The organism is Bradyrhizobium sp. RDI18, from assembly GCF_043203335.1.
Classification (GTDB): Bacteria; Pseudomonadota; Alphaproteobacteria; order Rhizobiales; family Xanthobacteraceae; genus Bradyrhizobium; species Bradyrhizobium retamae.
Map to the genome: position 1 here is coordinate 452,921 of NZ_JBICRN010000008.1, position 14,744 is coordinate 467,664.

At 63.3% G+C, this 14,744-nt stretch carries 17 protein-coding genes; 15 read left to right on the forward strand and 2 right to left on the reverse strand.

Annotation, left to right across the window (positions count from 1 at the left end):
• Positions 1 to 72: 72 nt before the first annotated feature.
• Positions 73 to 663: a septal ring lytic transglycosylase RlpA family protein gene (locus ACFXS9_RS10970; RefSeq protein WP_392688568.1), complete on the forward strand. Its 591-nt coding sequence runs from the start codon at positions 73 to 75 to the stop codon at positions 661 to 663.
• A 3-nt stretch (positions 664 to 666) separates the two neighbouring features.
• On the opposite strand, the gene pdxY is transcribed toward ACFXS9_RS10970, so the two are convergent.
• A complete protein-coding gene (gene pdxY / locus ACFXS9_RS10975) occupies positions 667 to 1,515 on the reverse strand; it encodes a pyridoxal kinase PdxY (protein ID WP_392688570.1) in 849 nt (282 codons plus the stop codon).
• 109 nt (positions 1,516 to 1,624) lie between these two features.
• On the opposite strand from pdxY, the gene ACFXS9_RS10980 reads away from it, so the two are divergent.
• From ACFXS9_RS10980 to ACFXS9_RS11025, 10 genes are all read left to right on the forward strand, one after another.
• Positions 1,625 to 1,894: a DUF2312 domain-containing protein gene (locus ACFXS9_RS10980; RefSeq protein WP_028346359.1), complete on the forward strand. Its 270-nt coding sequence runs from the start codon at positions 1,625 to 1,627 to the stop codon at positions 1,892 to 1,894.
• A 191-nt stretch (positions 1,895 to 2,085) separates the two neighbouring features.
• Positions 2,086 to 3,063, forward strand: a complete 978-nt coding sequence (locus ACFXS9_RS10985; RefSeq protein WP_392688573.1) for a hypothetical protein — start codon at positions 2,086 to 2,088, stop codon at positions 3,061 to 3,063.
• 27 nt (positions 3,064 to 3,090) lie between these two features.
• Complete coding sequence (locus ACFXS9_RS10990) at positions 3,091 to 3,267, forward strand: hypothetical protein (protein WP_392688576.1); 177 nt, start codon at positions 3,091 to 3,093, stop codon at positions 3,265 to 3,267.
• Positions 3,268 to 3,617: 350 nt separating this feature from the next.
• Positions 3,618 to 3,761 carry a hypothetical protein gene (locus tag ACFXS9_RS10995; RefSeq protein WP_392688578.1) on the forward strand — a complete coding sequence of 48 codons (144 nt, stop codon included), beginning with the start codon at positions 3,618 to 3,620 and terminating at the stop codon, positions 3,759 to 3,761.
• Between the two features lie 516 nt (positions 3,762 to 4,277).
• The gene (locus ACFXS9_RS11000; protein WP_392688580.1) at positions 4,278 to 4,922 is read left to right on the forward strand and encodes an FMN-binding negative transcriptional regulator; all 645 of its coding nucleotides are present in this window, start codon (positions 4,278 to 4,280) and stop codon (positions 4,920 to 4,922) included.
• A 221-nt stretch (positions 4,923 to 5,143) separates the two neighbouring features.
• Entirely contained in the window at positions 5,144 to 5,857 is a 714-nt protein-coding gene (locus ACFXS9_RS11005) for an ROK family protein (RefSeq protein WP_392688582.1), read from the forward strand.
• A gap of 567 nt (positions 5,858 to 6,424) precedes the next feature.
• Positions 6,425 to 7,423, forward strand: a complete 999-nt coding sequence (locus tag ACFXS9_RS11010; RefSeq protein WP_392688584.1) for a Bug family tripartite tricarboxylate transporter substrate binding protein — start codon at positions 6,425 to 6,427, stop codon at positions 7,421 to 7,423.
• A 205-nt stretch (positions 7,424 to 7,628) separates the two neighbouring features.
• Positions 7,629 to 8,672, forward strand: a complete 1,044-nt coding sequence (locus ACFXS9_RS11015; protein ID WP_392688587.1) for an SH3 domain-containing protein — start codon at positions 7,629 to 7,631, stop codon at positions 8,670 to 8,672.
• Between the two features lie 61 nt (positions 8,673 to 8,733).
• A complete protein-coding gene (locus tag ACFXS9_RS11020; RefSeq protein WP_392688590.1) occupies positions 8,734 to 9,033 on the forward strand; it encodes a cytosolic protein in 300 nt (99 codons plus the stop codon).
• A gap of 267 nt (positions 9,034 to 9,300) precedes the next feature.
• The gene (locus tag ACFXS9_RS11025; protein WP_392688593.1) at positions 9,301 to 9,561 is read left to right on the forward strand and encodes a PepSY domain-containing protein; all 261 of its coding nucleotides are present in this window, start codon (positions 9,301 to 9,303) and stop codon (positions 9,559 to 9,561) included.
• A 96-nt stretch (positions 9,562 to 9,657) separates the two neighbouring features.
• Here ACFXS9_RS11025 and ACFXS9_RS11030 read toward each other — a convergent pair whose 3' ends face one another.
• The gene (locus ACFXS9_RS11030) at positions 9,658 to 11,655 is read right to left on the reverse strand and encodes an ATP-dependent helicase (RefSeq protein ID WP_392699731.1); all 1,998 of its coding nucleotides are present in this window, start codon (positions 11,653 to 11,655) and stop codon (positions 9,658 to 9,660) included.
• On the opposite strand from ACFXS9_RS11030, the gene ACFXS9_RS11035 reads away from it, so the two are divergent.
• The 4 genes from ACFXS9_RS11035 to ACFXS9_RS11050 all read left to right on the forward strand — a co-directional run bounded on the left by ACFXS9_RS11035 (position 11,575) and on the right by ACFXS9_RS11050 (position 14,675).
• Positions 11,575 to 11,874, forward strand: a complete 300-nt coding sequence (locus ACFXS9_RS11035; RefSeq protein ID WP_392700327.1) for a hypothetical protein — start codon at positions 11,575 to 11,577, stop codon at positions 11,872 to 11,874. The genes ACFXS9_RS11030 and ACFXS9_RS11035 overlap by 81 nt on opposite strands.
• 36 nt (positions 11,875 to 11,910) lie before the next feature.
• Positions 11,911 to 12,270, forward strand: a complete 360-nt coding sequence (locus tag ACFXS9_RS11040) for a hypothetical protein (protein ID WP_392688595.1) — start codon at positions 11,911 to 11,913, stop codon at positions 12,268 to 12,270.
• A 232-nt stretch (positions 12,271 to 12,502) separates the two neighbouring features.
• The gene (locus ACFXS9_RS11045; RefSeq protein WP_392688598.1) at positions 12,503 to 13,489 is read left to right on the forward strand and encodes a tripartite tricarboxylate transporter substrate binding protein; all 987 of its coding nucleotides are present in this window, start codon (positions 12,503 to 12,505) and stop codon (positions 13,487 to 13,489) included.
• A 265-nt stretch (positions 13,490 to 13,754) separates the two neighbouring features.
• A complete protein-coding gene (locus ACFXS9_RS11050) occupies positions 13,755 to 14,675 on the forward strand; it encodes a DMT family transporter (RefSeq protein WP_392688601.1) in 921 nt (306 codons plus the stop codon).
• Positions 14,676 to 14,744 lie beyond the last annotated feature (69 nt).

A 14,744-nucleotide genomic window follows, 5' to 3' on the forward strand; every position in this document is an offset into this window, starting at 1 on the left:
GCCCGGATTCGGTCCCGCGATCACCCCGTGTTGATTTTCGGCTTGGGCTGGGGCGCGAGCGGGGATTGCAACATGTCTTCTATTGGCTGCATCAGTACTTCGTGCGTCGACGTCAGAGCAGGCCGTACCCGATTTGAAGCGCCATCAATCACGGCCGAACGCGCAAGCAAATTCATCCGGCTGCTTGCGGTCACGCTGGGAGCGGCATTGCTCGCAGCTTGCGCGCAGTCCTCGGTCGTCACCCAAAAATCCGAGCTTCGCGCCAGCCGGCAGGCGTCGCCGGATCAGGATCGAACGACATCGTCCATGATGAAGCGGCGAGTGGCCGCCGTGAGAAAGCACACCCGGTCTGCGTCGCGCAGGGATGCAGGCGGCACCAAGACGGCCTCGCATGGGGTTGCCAGCTTCTACACCGAGGGAACGAAGACCGCGAGCGGCGAAAAGTTCAACACGATGGAAATGACCGCCGCCCATCCGACATTGCCGTTCGGCACCAAGTTGCGCGTGACAAACGTCGCGAGCGGCCAGTCGGTGACGGTACGGGTCAACGACCGCGGTCCCTATGTTCGGGGGCGCGTTGTCGACGTCTCCTATTCCGCAGCCGACGCGCTGGGAATGGTGGGGAAGGGTGTGGCCAAGGTCAAACTCGACGTCGTGCAGTAGCGGCTACCGGATAGTCGCAATACACTCGAATTTGCGCGGCGGATGCGTCAGCAGTTCGGCGCTCTCGACGATGCGCATTTCCTCCATGCCGCTGGCCGCGGTGCGCTCCAGCACAGCGAAGATGGCGGAGGCGGCGTGGCTGAGCGCTTCCGGCGTGTTTGCGCCGCGGAGGCCGGCGGATACCATCAGCGCGGCAAAGAGATCGCCGGTGCCGTTAGGGCTGATCGGCAGTTTCGGCGTGCGTACGCGCCACGCCTTTGCGCGCTCGACGGCCAGCGTCTCGATCTCGCCTTCGGGCGTATCGGCCAACTCGGCGCTGGTGACGACGATTGTCCCGCGCGCCATGAACGCGCGCGCTGCCTTTACCACCTGATCGATCATCGTGGCTTTCGTTCCGCACAGCCATTCCAACTCGAAATGATTGGGCGTGATGATGTCGGCGAGCGGACACAGAAGATCGCGCACCAGCGGGGGGATGTCGGCGTGAACGAACAGGCCGCGGTCGCGATCCCCTAACACGGGATCGCAGCAATAGCGCAGCGCGGGATTTTTCGCCTTGGCGCGCGCGACGAAGTCCGCGACCGCGTTGGCGTTCTCGGCCGAGCCGAGATAGCCCGATAAGATCATTTGCGCGCTATCTACCGCACCGCGCTCCTCGATGCCGCGCAGGAGATCGGCGACGAGATCTGCATCGAGCACGCGGCCGCGGATGGTCGGATAGCCCGGCCGGTTGGAAAGCAGCGTGGTCGGCACCGCCACCACGTCGATGCCGTGCATCTGCATCGGAAACACCGCGGCGCTGTTGCCGACATGGCCGAAAGCGACCTGCGACTGAATCGAAATCACGTTCATGCGGATAAGTCTGGGAAATGCCGAATTGCCGGGCGGGAACCTGCCGAGATTAACACATTGGTTATTTGTTTGCGGGCATTTTCACGATCCTATTCAACAAAGAGGCACCATGTCTGACATCACCATTCCCGGCGGGCGGATTCGTTCTTTCGTTGAGCGGATCGAGAACATCGACAGCGAATTGCAGGAGCTGAACGAGCAGAAGAAGGAAGTGTTTTCGGAGGCCAAGGGCGAAGGGTTTGACGTGAAGATCCTCAAGGAGATCATCAAGCTGCGCAAGCAGGACCAGGACGAGCGCGACGAGCGCGAAAGCCTGCTCGATCTCTACATGCGCGCCATGGAAACCGCGCCGCCGGAAAAGGAAGCGAAGGCGGCTTGATGCTGCCGGCACATTTCTAAAATGCGCTCACTTTTCGTCATGGCCGGGCATAGCCGTCCAAAGGACGGCGTCGCCCGGCCATCCATGTCTTTTCTTCTTGAAGCAAACACGCTTGTCTACAATTTTATCAGTTCGCGGGAGCCACCGGTAACGCCTCGCGCCTAGGTGTGACACCTTCAAGGGTTACACCAATGTATGTTGTCCGAAATTCCTCGCGCGCGCTGTTCGCGGCACTGATACCGCTCGCGGTGATGCACGCCGTCCTGCTTGCCATGGCCGTGCTCACGACGCAGACTATGCCGGCGCAGGCCATCATGCTGCCGCCGGACAAACTCCTGGTTTCGTACGCCGGCCGTCTGGCGCTGGATGTGGTCCTGCTGTTCGCCGGTCATTCGGTGCTGCGGCAGTTCAAGATCTGCAACCGGGTCGCCTATGCGCTGATCGGCGGCGTCATGGCTGCAACGAGCTACCTGCTGGCCATGCGCAACGGCCTGTTGCTATTCCCGCCGCCGCCCGGCAGCGAAATCACGGCGGGCTTGCTGCCGACCGCGGCAGGTATGCTCGCCGGCTTCCTCTATGGCCAGTTCGCCGGACTTGAGGCCATCGCCGCAACTCCGCAGCCCGCGGCTGCAGCTACCGAGATCGCTGCGAGCCCGCCGCGCGTATTCGACGGTCCGGTCCGTGTTCGCTCTTCGGTTGGCGCGATCGCGATCGCCGTGACCGTGCCGGCTGCGCTTTCGGCCATACTGGCGTTTATGGTCATAGCGCTTTTAGGAGCAGGCCCTGGCTCGATTATCACCGCGGCACTTCCCGCACAGGTGTTCCTGACGGTTTTGATCGCGACCACCGTACCATCGGCTATCCTTGTGCTCGCCGTCCATCACATTGCAAGGGCGTTTGGCCGCAGCCGCGGAGGCGAGTATGCGGCGATCGGAAGCCTGGTAGCCGCAGGATGCGTCGCGCTGCTCACGCCGATCATATCCGGAATGATAGTCCTGCTGCTGCCGGCCGCCCTCGTCAACGGCGCCATCATGGGCGCGCTGTACCGCCACTTTGCCGGAATTGAGCCGGTGCCCTTGCCGGAAGTTGTGATCGCAACCGACGCGCAGGCGTTGGTCGGCGCCGATCATCCGTCCAGACGCCAACACGGCGTTATTCTCTCCAACTAGCGCTACTCGCATTTCAGAGGGATCACGATGAAGGGACTCACCGCCATCGCCGTGGCCGGACTGATGTCAGCAGCCGGCGTACTCTGGTTTCAGACCAGTCCGAATGTGGTCGCGATAAAGACGACCCCGATGCAGCCGAACCCCAACATGCCAACCTTCAAGCAGGTGCAGGACGAGGTGAGGCGGGAGAAGGTGGGGCAGTAGGAAGACTTGGGGGCCGGCGAGATTGCCACATCGACCAAGCAACCGTCGATTGGATGGAAGTCATTTCATCGCGTGGACGGAATCAGCATCGGATCCGAGTGCCGCCGGAACTGGGTGGGACCGACCGGCCGTTTCTCAACAAACAGACGTATCGCGGTACCGTGACAGGTAAAGCGCCCTGATCTCGATCGGCCTGAGTTGAAAATCCCACCGAACCTTTGCGGCTGATCGTGCGACCAACGGCCGGTTCCGCATTCTATCCTCGCATGTGTGCATTGCAACAATGCGCTATTGCAGCGCAGCAAAATGACTATTAGGTCCATATTTCAAGTTACCTATGGAGAACTGAAGTGAAGAAGATTTCCCTGTCCATCGCTGCCGTCGCTCTGCTCGCGATTCCGGCTGCAACCGGCGCTGTCGCGGCCGAGTTGCCGGCTTTTGAAAAAGGCGGGCTTTCCGGTTTCGGCCGTGCAGGTTCAGGCGCTGGGCGCTGAAAACGTCCAGGAAGCATCGCCGGTCGCAGATTCGGCCACGCCGTTTCAGCTCCGCGTCCTGACGCCGCGGAACAGGATCACGACCGCACAAGGCAAGACCGACACCACCGGTCGCGCCATTCGCTGAGCGCAGCCGTTTGATCGGCGCTTGAGCTGGCGCTGACTGAGCGCCTTGCCCCAGGTTTCAAAAGCCCGCGATGTTCTCGCGGGCTTTTTTCGTGATGCGTGAGTAGTGCGGGTCAGCGATAGCGTAACCCGCCGATCGCTTGGGCAACGGCGGATTATGCTGACGCTAATCCGCCCTACGCCTTGCTCCGCGACATCCGGCGCAAGCACGAAGCGAACGTGTTGTTAAGAATTGGCCCGCGCTGATTTATCGCGATTCCGATTCGTTCTTTGCGAACAAAATGGAGTCGGATGGAGAACGAAGCTGTCGTGCTGGGCTCGGACCGATGACCACCAAGAGCGAATAGGCTAGCCTCGCTTGAGCCGACATCCTCCAGCGAGCGCTTGGCCATGCACATTCTTCGCCCCCAGTTTCGCATCGAGGAGAGCCGCGCGCTCGCGTTCGCGGCCGAGCGCGGCTTTGGCGTGATCGTCGCCGCGGACGAGCGCGGTCCGCGCGCCTCGCACGTGCCGTTTGTGCTCAAGCCACGTGACGATGGCGTGATCGTCCAGATCCACCTAACGGCCAAGAATCCGCTTGTCGGGCTCGCCGACGGCAACAGGCGCTTTCTCCTGATCGTCTCCGGCGACGACGCCTATGTCTCCAACGACTGGTATGCCTCGCGCGACAACGTCTCGACCTGGCTCTACGAGGCCGTGCATCTCGCAGGCGTCGCGTACTTGGCCGAGCGCGACGAGAACCGCGCCCACGGCGACGCGCTGCTCGCGGCCGCCGAGGCGCGGCTGCCGAAACCGCCCTGGGACCTTGCTAGAATGGAGCCCACCAAACGCGAGACGATGCTCGCCTCGATCCGCGTCATCGACCTCGTCGTCGATGAGATCGAAGGACAGGCAAAGCTCAACCAGCACAAGAGCGATGAGGATCACGTGGCGGTCGCGAACCAGCTCGCGCGGACGGAGGAGACGGGGAGCAGAAGGCTGTCCGGGAAGATGCGGGCGTTGCGGCCGGGGCTGGGGTATGACGTTGAGCAGTAGCGCGGATGAGTCAACGGGTCGAGCGCGGCATCGGTGCTACGCAAGCACGAAGCAAACGCGTTGTTAAGAATTGGCTCGCGCTGATTTTGCACGATTCCGATTCGTTCCTTGCGAACAAAATAGAGTCGGATGCAGAACAAAGCTGTGTCGCTGCTTGTCTCTCCGCTTCAGGTGAGCATCGGCTGGCGTTATGATCATCCGACAGCGCAGGGCGCGAATTCATGGCGAAGAAAACGGGCAAGCGAGCATCGCGACATACGGTCCTCGTGATCGACATCGGCGGTTCGCGCGTGAAGGTCATGACGAGCAGGGAGCGAACAAGGCGCGCGTTTGCGTCCGGTCCTGATCTTTCCGCGAAAGTTATGGTGAGGAAGGTCAAGGCGCTGACGAAAGACTGGTCCTATGACGTCATCGCGGTCGGATATCCGGGACCTGTGGTCAACAACCGGCCCTTGTCGGAGCCTCACAATCTCGGTCTCGGGTGGGCCGGTTTCAATTTCGAAAAGGCCTTCGGCCGCCCGACCAAAGTCGTCAACGATGCGCTGATGCAGGCGATCGGCAGCTACCAGGGCGGCCGGATGCTGTTCTTAGGGCTCGGAACGGGTCTCGGCTCCGCGATGATCGTGGACGGCATTCTGGAACCGATGGAGCTCGCTCACCTGCCTTACCGCAACGGCAAGACGTTCGAGCAATGCGTCGGCGCCGCAGCTCTCAAGCGCATTGGCAGGAAGAAATGGCAACGCGCGGTCGATGACGTCCTGAAGCGTCTGCTCGCTGCACTGGAGCCGGATTACGTCATGCTGGGCGGCGGAAACGCCGACAAGGTCGACAAGCTGCCGCGCAAGGTCCGGCTCGGCGCCAACACCAACGCGTTCGAGGGCGGATTTCGGCTGTGGAAGAAGGGGGTGGTCAAACCGCGCGGTGCACGCCGATAGAGAATGCCGTCCTGGCGGCGTCAGTGAGTAGGGGCAGGCTATTGAGGGTCAGGGTCCGGTCGTTCGGTCGATTGTTCGACCTCTTGCCCACAAGCGCCCTGAAACGGCCGGGACACTGCCGCCACCTGGTTGCCTGGGATGTCGGATGGCCGCGTGATCCTGCGCTCGTAGTGGGAGGCCAGTTGCAGCAGCCGCCTCTTGACCAACGGGTCAGCTTGTTCGGCGAGGGCCCTGACGGTCCTTGCCCTTTCCCTGCAAAACTCGTCGTCCATATCCGTCCCCGGAATTCGAGCACCATGGGCGAAAGTGTAGGGTAGGTGGCTTGAACCGCGTATGGGCCAGATCACAGATCCGGGTCGAGTGCCCCGGGGGGGTAGCCGCGACATCGTCGGGGCTTTTGTTTTAGTGAGCGGGTTTCCAGCATCGCGCACAGCACGTAAGCTGTGTCAGCCGAACGCGCCCCACCTCTCGTCAGAGATCATTGCGGAACGCCGATCGAAGACCGGAGCGAAGGAAGAACAGCGAAAAGCTGCGACGCGGCGCACAGTCTTGGAAGGGAGGACACCGATGCTGCCATCCGTGAACCGCCGTCGCGCGCTCGCGCTCGTTAGCTCTTTCGTTGCCGCGCCGTGGCTTATGCCGCGTATGGGCCGCGCGGCAGAGGCCTGGCCGATCCGGCCCGTGAAGTATGTCAACGGCTTTCCGGCCGGCGGCGCCACCGACACGCTCTCGCGCCTGCTCTGCCAGAAGCTGAACGAATTGTCCGGCCAGTCCTTCGTGGTCGAGAACAAGGCCGGCGCCGGCGGCGTGCTGGGCGCGGATGCGGTCGCGAAAGCGCCGGCGGACGGCTATACGGTCGGCCTCGGCGGCATCGCCTCCAACGTGCTGGCGATCGGCAGCTACGCAAAACTGCCGTATCGTCCGCGCGAGGATTTCACCTTCATCTCCGGCATGTGGCAATTGCCGAACATCCTGAGCGCGAAGAAGGACCTGTTCTCCGCGGACCTGAAGGAATTGCTCGCGGCGTTCAAGAAGGAGCCGGGCAAATACACCTACGCCTCCGCAGGCTTCGGCACCACGCTGCATCTCTCCGGCGAGATGCTGAACAGCATGGCCGGCGTCCAGGTCCGCCACGTGCCCTATCGCGGCGCAGCTCCAGCGCTGAACGATTTGCTCGGCGGCAATGTCGATCTGCTGTTCGACAATCTGCCGGGCTCGCTGCCGAGCGTGCGCTCCGGCGCGATCCGGCCGGTCGCTGTCACCGCGAAAAAGCGGATCGCGGAGCTTCCCGACGTGCCCGCAATGGCCGAACTGTTGCCCGGCTACGAGATGACTTCATGGACCGCGCTGATCGGCCCCGCCAACATGCCACCCGATCTCGTCGCGCAGATCAACGCCCTCACCGCAAAAGCGCTGAAGGATCCTTGGCTGCAACAGCGCTACGCAGACCTGGGGGCCACAACCTGGCCGACCACGCCGCAGGAGATCTCGGCTTATCGCGACAGCGAGGAAGCGCGGCTATTGCCGATCATGAAGGCAGCCGGGATCAAGCCGGAGGGTGGGTGAGGGGATGGGTGTGGTCTCCGAGGCTCGCCTGCCAAGATCGCGCTGAGAGTTTATCGCGCTGAGAGTTTGCGCAGATGGAGCCCATCCCAAACAGGAGCGCCGCGTCTCGCGCCTGCGAGAAGCCTGCATCCTTCGGCTAACGCGATCACCCCTCAGGGAACGCCTGTTTCGCTACGGCGTTTCTGCTCGTGAGGAGGAACTCGCCATGAAGTTAAGAGCATTGTTTATTGCAGCAGCCGTGCTGCTGATGCCGGCCGCCGCACTCGCGGCGCCGGGCATCGTGACCACCACGGTCAGCCTGAAGGCAGGGCCCGGTGAAGGCTTTCCCACGGTCGACCGCATTCCAGGCGGCACCCGCGTCAACATCCACGGGTGCTTCAGAGGCAAGGCCTGGTGCGATGTGAGCTGGTCGGACGATCGTGGCTGGGTGTCGTCGCGATATCTCCAATATCTCTATCGCAACCGCTACGTCTATCTGCCCGACTATGTCGACGAGATCGACGTTCCCATCGTGCCGTTCGTGCTGACCTCGTACTGGTCGAGCCACTATGCGGCACGTCCCTGGTATCACCGCCGCGCCCACTGGAGCGGCTACTGGCAATCGCATGAGCGTGTCGCGACGCGGTTGACGGTCGACCGCTCGGCGGCCCGGATCGGCCGCGCGGCGGCAGCGCGCGACGCTGCGTTCCCCGAGGCAAGGACGCGTGCAAATGAGCGTATCGGTGTCGAGGAGAGGTCGCGTGCCCGTGTCGAGGAACGGACGCGCGCCGGTGTGACGGAGCGAAGCCGCGCCGGCGTGACGGAGCGTGTGACGCGGGAGAGGGACATCGCGACGCGTGGCGCACGCGAAGGGCGCGAACGCGCGGTGGTGCAGGACCGCATGACGCGCGAGGACGCGCGGACGGCGCGTGAGAGCGCGCGGATGACGCGTGAGAACGCAAGAGCGACGGTGCGCGAGCAGCCGATGGCTCGCACCCGCCCGCAGACGCCACCGGTCATGGCGCGCGGTCATGACGAACCGCGTGCGGCTGCGCCGCGGGTCGAGCGTGCCACGCCCCGCATGACGCAGCCCGATGCGGCGCGCGGTGGTGGCGGCCCGCCGAACGTACGCGCGCAGCAGATGCCGGCCCCGGCCGCCCCGCGCGCAGCAGCGCCCGCGACGCCGCAGGGCGGCGGTGCGCCGCAGATCGCACCGCGCGGTGGCGGCGGACCAGGCGGTGGCGGAGGCCACGGTCAGGACAGGCGCTGATCAACGAAAGCCCGGCCTTGAGCCGGGCTTTTTGCTCAGTCCAACCGCGAAGGAGTATCCGATGAAATCGCTCTTGCTGCTCACGGCGAGCGGTCCGCTGCTCATTCTCACATCGCACGAGTCTTTACGCGATCAGACGCTCCTAGAGGTGCTCAAGCAAAAAGGCATCGGCAAGTTCGTCGCGTTTGAGGTTCCAGTGTCGCTCGCCAGGGAGCGCTACGGCGGGCATTTTCAGGCGGTCGAGAGCAATCTGCACGAGACTGATGATCTGAGGATCCTCGACTTCAACGGCCAGCGGATCTTTCAGCTCTTCCGTTTCGATGAACTCGGTTCACCGATCCTGCAAGAACAGCGAGTGTAAGCCGGATGAGCCAACGGATCGCGCGAATGCGCGTATTACGGTGATACTGTCACCGCATTTTCGGATGCTTGTCCGGGCTACGCTTGGCTGCTTTGTTTCTCTGCTCCAAACGTAATAAGGCGAGTTGGTTAGCGAGCGGGAACCGCCGCGAAATCGCCTCAACTGCCGAAATTTCATGCTGTTCCGCGATCTCTGGTGTCGGAACACATTACCCCTGCCGCTCGTTTAACCGCCGTAACAGCTCAACGCGTTCGACAGGAGTAGTCCATGCGAAATGTCATTCTTCCAATCGTCACTGCCTTGGCGCTTGGCGCAGCGGCACCTGCCGTCGCCTTCGATTCCGGTGACCAGATCTCGATGGAGACCGCGCTCGACGTCGCGACCGGTCTCGGCGTCATGACGGTGTCCTACACCCAGTTCCAAGGCAATCAGTGGGAGATCAAGGGCCGCGACCGCGCGGGCCGCTGGATGGAGGTCTATGTCGACTCGCGAACCGGCGAGGTGCGCCATCTCAATCGCGGATGGTAGTTGCGTTCTCACCGGCGAGTAACGAGTAGCAAGCAGCCTGCATGAGCCAACCGGGTCGCGCATTCACGCGACCCGGTTGCTCGTCCGGCTCCGCTGTTAACGCCACATGCTGCGCATGCGTTCACGAATATCCATCTGCACGCTTTGACTTGGCGTCGGGCGTGCTGCCGTTGTCGCCGCCGGCCAGGTCTGCCGATCGAATAGTTTTACCAGGTGATCCGGGATGAAGCGCGTCCGCGACGCATAGACATGGCGGTCGCCGCGTGCCTGCTGACCGTGCACGAAGAAGCGCTGCGGCACGATCAGATGCAGATCGTCCTTGGCGCGCGTCATCGCAACATACAGAAGACGTCGCTCTTCTTCGAGTTCAGCCGTTGTGCCGGCGCCGAGGTCAGACGGCATGCAGCCATCGACGACGTTCAAGGCGAACACCGACTTCCATTCCTGCCCTTTTGCAGAGTGGATGGTCGACAGGATCAGATAGTCTTCGTCTCGCAGTGGTGGCCCGGAGCGATCGCTGGTCGCGTCAGGCGGATCGAGCGTGAGCTCGGTCAGGAAGCGCTCGCGGGAAGGATAGCCCGATGCGATCTGCTCGAGCTGCAGCAGGTCGGCCAGCCGCACCTCGGCATCCTCGTGGATTCGCTCCAAATGCGGGGTGTACCAGAGCCTGATCCGTTCGATATCGGACGGCCATTCCGAATAGCGGAGGTTGGCAAGCGTTTCGACAAAGGCGGTCCAATCATGGCCGGCCCGGGGCGGCGTGGGAAGCGCTGCGAGCGCGGAAATCGGATCGGCCATTACAGTGGTTTGATCAAGAATGCGTTGGGCCGACGCCGGGCCGATGCCGGGCAGCAAATGAAGCACGCGGAAGCCCGCAACCCGGTCCCGGGGGTTCTCAACGAATTTGAGGAGTGCAAGCACGTCCTTGACGTGGGCGGCGTCCAAAAACTTCAAGCCGCCGAACTTGACGAAGGGAATATTGCGCCGCGTCAGCTCGACTTCGAGCGGGCCGCTATGCGACGACGTCCGGAACAGAACAGCCTGCTCCTTGAGACGCGATCCTTCCTCGCGGTTCGACAGCACCTGCTCGACGATGTAGCGCGCCTGGTCGGCCTCATCGCGAACTGTGACCAGACGCGGCACCCGAACCGAATGGCGCTCAGTCCAGAGATTCTTGGTGAACCGCTCTCTGGCGAGTCCAATCACGCCATTGGCGGCCGCGAGAACCGGCTGGGTGGAGCGATAGTTGCGGTCGAGCGTAACGATCTCCGCTCTGGGGCTGAAATGATCCGGGAAATCCAGAATGTTTCTGACAGTGGCCGCGCGAAAGGAATAGATCGATTGGGCGTCGTCCCCCACCACTGTCAAGCCGCGGCCATCCGGCTTGAGCGCCAGCAGTATCGTCGCCTGAAGCCGATTGGTGTCCTGATACTCGTCGACCATGACATGATCGAACCGGCCGCCGATCTCGTGCGCGATTCCCGGCTCGGATACCATCTGCGCCCACCACAATAGCAGATCGTCATAGTCAAGCACGTTCTGCTTCTGCTTGGCCTCGACGTAGCCGGCGAACAATTGCTTGAGTTCGTCCGCCCAGCCCGAACACCACGGATAATGCTGCCCTAGCACCGCCTCGATCGGCGCCTGCGCGTTCACGCAACGGGAATAGATCGCAAGGCATGTGCCCTTGGTGGGAAACCGGCTCTCGGTCTTTGAAAATCCGAGCTCGTGGCGCACCAGATTGAGCAGGTCTGCCGAATCCTCGCGATCGTGGATCGTGAAGGCCGGATCGAAGCCGATGCTTTCAGCGTATTCGCGCAGCAGTCGCGCCCCGATGCCGTGAAAGGTCCCTGACCAGGTCAGAGCTTCCGTCATGATGCAGGCACGGTCGCCGAGGACGCGGCGCGCGATGCGCTCGACACGCTGCGTCATCTCGGAGGCGGCACGGCGCGAAAACGTCATGAGCAGCATGCGGCGCGGATCGGCGCCTTTGATGATCAGGTGGGCCACACGATGCGCGAGCGTGTTGGTCTTTCCGGATCCCGCGCCGGCAATGACAAGAAGCGGCGAGCCTATGGTTCCATCCGGGCCGATGCCGTGCTCGACGGCCCTGCGCTGCTCCGCATTGAGGCTTTCCAGATATTGATCGGTATTTTCAGCGAGCACGAATCACCCCATGTCGATTTAGAGTCTGCCGATTCGGGGGTGGTCGCAACGACGAATCCGAACAAGCCAAGCCGCGAACCGACGCAGTTCGAAGGCATCGAGATGAAGATCCGACCATCGCCCTACGAGCTTTGCACCTGGATTTGAATGGCCTCTCAACAATCGACTGTCTATGGTGTGCACATGTCCCGCCTTGTGTGTCTGTTGACTGCTGTCCTCCTATCACTGTTGTCCGTCGCCGCGCTGGCTGCGCCGGTGCATAAGCGGCCGGCTCCGCGCTGGCACGGCCACGGCTTCCTGCCGGGCTACCAGCAGCCGCTGAACAACAGCCTTCCGCTCTACAAGCAGAAGGACGCGCTGCGGCGCCTGGCGCGCGAGAACCGGCGTCCCTGGTACATCGACCCGGTCCCAAAATATTATGGGTGGGATGGCAATCTGCGCTATTTCGGCCGGCCCGGCTTCTACGGCGGCCGCTACAATGGCGGCAGCTTCGGCCCGTGCTGGACGCGGACACCGATCGGGCCGATCTGGAATTGCGGCTGATCAGGTCAACGGGGCGCAAGAGCCAACGCGTCGCGCGATTGTGCGCCCGATGATAAATTCCGCGTACTGCGCTGTCTGGCGTGCTGATGGCGGATTACCTAACGCCAATCCGCCCAAGGCTTGCTTCCCCTTGACATGTTGGCCCTCCGTCGCCCGAATGGCGAATAGCGCATAAAGCGCGCGTCGCGGTGTCTTACCCGGCGCATAAAAAACAAAGCGGGAGGGTTTGCGAATGTTTCGCCAAGTGAGAAATCATTTCAGAAATTTCGCGCTTGCGGCGCTTGCGGCCGCAAGCCTGCTCGGCGCCGGCAACGCGCAAGGGGCCTTCCCGGAGCGGCCGATCACGCTGATCGTGCCGTGGGCCGCCGGCGGCGGCACCGACGCGGTCGCGCGCCAGATCGCCCACATGCTGGAACGCGATCTCAAGCAGCCGGTGAACGTCGTGAACCGCACGGGCGGGTCGGGCGTGGTCGGCCACCAGGCGATCGCCACCGCCGCACCGGACGGCTACACGTTCGGTCTCATCACGCTCGAGATCAACCTGATGCACTGGGTGGGGCTCACTGATCTGACCTGGGAGAAGTATACGCCGATCGCGCTGGTCAACCAGGACCCCGCCGCGATCCACGTGAAGGCGGACTCGCCTTACAAGAGCGTCAAGGAGCTGTTCGCGCATATCAAGGCGAACCCGAACAAGGTCGTGGCCTCGGGTACGGGGCAGGGCGGAAGCTGGCATGTCGCGCTCGCCGGCCTGATGCAGGCCGACGGCGTTTCGCCCGGCTCGATCCGCTGGGTGCCGTCCACCGGCGCCGCCACCGCGCTGACCGATCTGGCGGCCGGCGGCGTCGATTTCGTCGCGTGCTCGATGCCGGAAGCCGAGGCGCTGCTCAAGGCGGGGCGTATCCGCAGCCTCGTGTTCTTCTCGCCCAACCGCGCGCCGAACTTCCCTGACGTGCCGACCACCGAGGAGGCGACGGGTCACAAGTGGCACAAGGGTGTGTGGCGCGGCTTTGCGGCGCCCAAGGGCCTGCCGAAGGAGGTTGCCACGCAGTACGAGACCGCGATCAAGAAGATCTGGGACAGCGCGGAGTTCAAGGAGTTCATGAACAGGCGCGGCTTCGACATGATCTATCTGGATTCGGCTGGCTTCGCGGAGTTCATGAAGGCGGACAACGAGGACAACGGCAAGGCGCTGAAGTCGCTCGGGCTGGCGAAGTAGGTGTGAGTGTAGCCCGGATGAGCACAGCGATATCCGGGGCGGTGCTGCGGTTGTCCCGGATGTCGCCGCGCTCGTCGGGGGTGCTTGCTGACGATATCGCCTCCCGGACCCGGTGCAGATACTCTTCCGCAGTACACCGCGGGACCCAGACACAAAATCGCGAAAACAACCCCATGCAAAGTAGCGAGCGAAGGGCGGATGAGCGCCCGTCAGCCCTGCATGGGCGTGGGTTGAACAGGGGCGTGGGCTGACGTAAGCGTCCGCCATGAACCAGCCGACCAGCGGCGGCGATGCTCCAGCCCAAAAACCTGACGCGAAGCCGGCCCTGCTTGGGGTCGCATGCGGCGTAGGTGCCGCGCTGTTCTGGGCGCTCGGCTTTGTCGCGACCCGGCACGGGCTGAAGGTCGGCTTCACGCCGCCGGACCTGCTGATGCACCGTTTCGTGTGGTCCGGGCTGGTGTTCCTGCCGCTCGTGCTTCGCGCCGGCATCGCCAATCTCAGCGGCATCGGATGGGGCCGCGGACTGGTGCTGATGGTGCTGGGCGGGCCTGTGATGTCGCTCATCAGCTATACCGGCTTCCTGTTCGTGCCGCTCGGCCATGGCAGCGTCATCCAGCCTTCCAGCGCGACGCTCGGCGGCCTGCTGCTGGCCGCGCTGTTCTTGCGCGAGCGGGTGCCGCCCTCGCGCGTGCTCGGGGCGTTCGTCATCGTCGGCGGGCTTGCGGTGATCGGCGCCGAGTCGATCGGGCATATCGGCGCCGATGGCGTGCTGGGCGATCTGCTGTTCGTGATGACCGGATTGATGTTCGCCGTGTTCGGCACGCTGCTGCGCCATTGGCGCGTCTCCGCGTTCTCGGCCGCCACCGTCATCAGCGTGCTGTCGCTGGCGCTGCTGCCGCTCTATGCGGCTTTGGGCGGGTTCGCCCGCGTGGCGGCGCTGGGCCTTGGCGAAAACGCGCTGCAGGCGCTGGCACAGGGCATCCTGGCCGGCCCCGCCGCGCTGTACCTGTTCGCATTCTCGATCCAGACCATCGGCGTCGCCCGCGCCGCGGTGTTTCCCGCGACCGTGCCGGCGCTGACGGTCCTCTCTGGCTGGCTCCTGCTCGGCGAACCTCCGACCGCGCTGCAGGCAGCGGGACTGGTCACGGTGCTGTTCGGATTCTATCTGGCGCAGAGGCAGCCGTAAGGCGGAAAACCCTTGAGCCTGAACGAGAGGAGGCCTCGCAGCGACAAAGGCTTATCGAGTTGGAGAAAG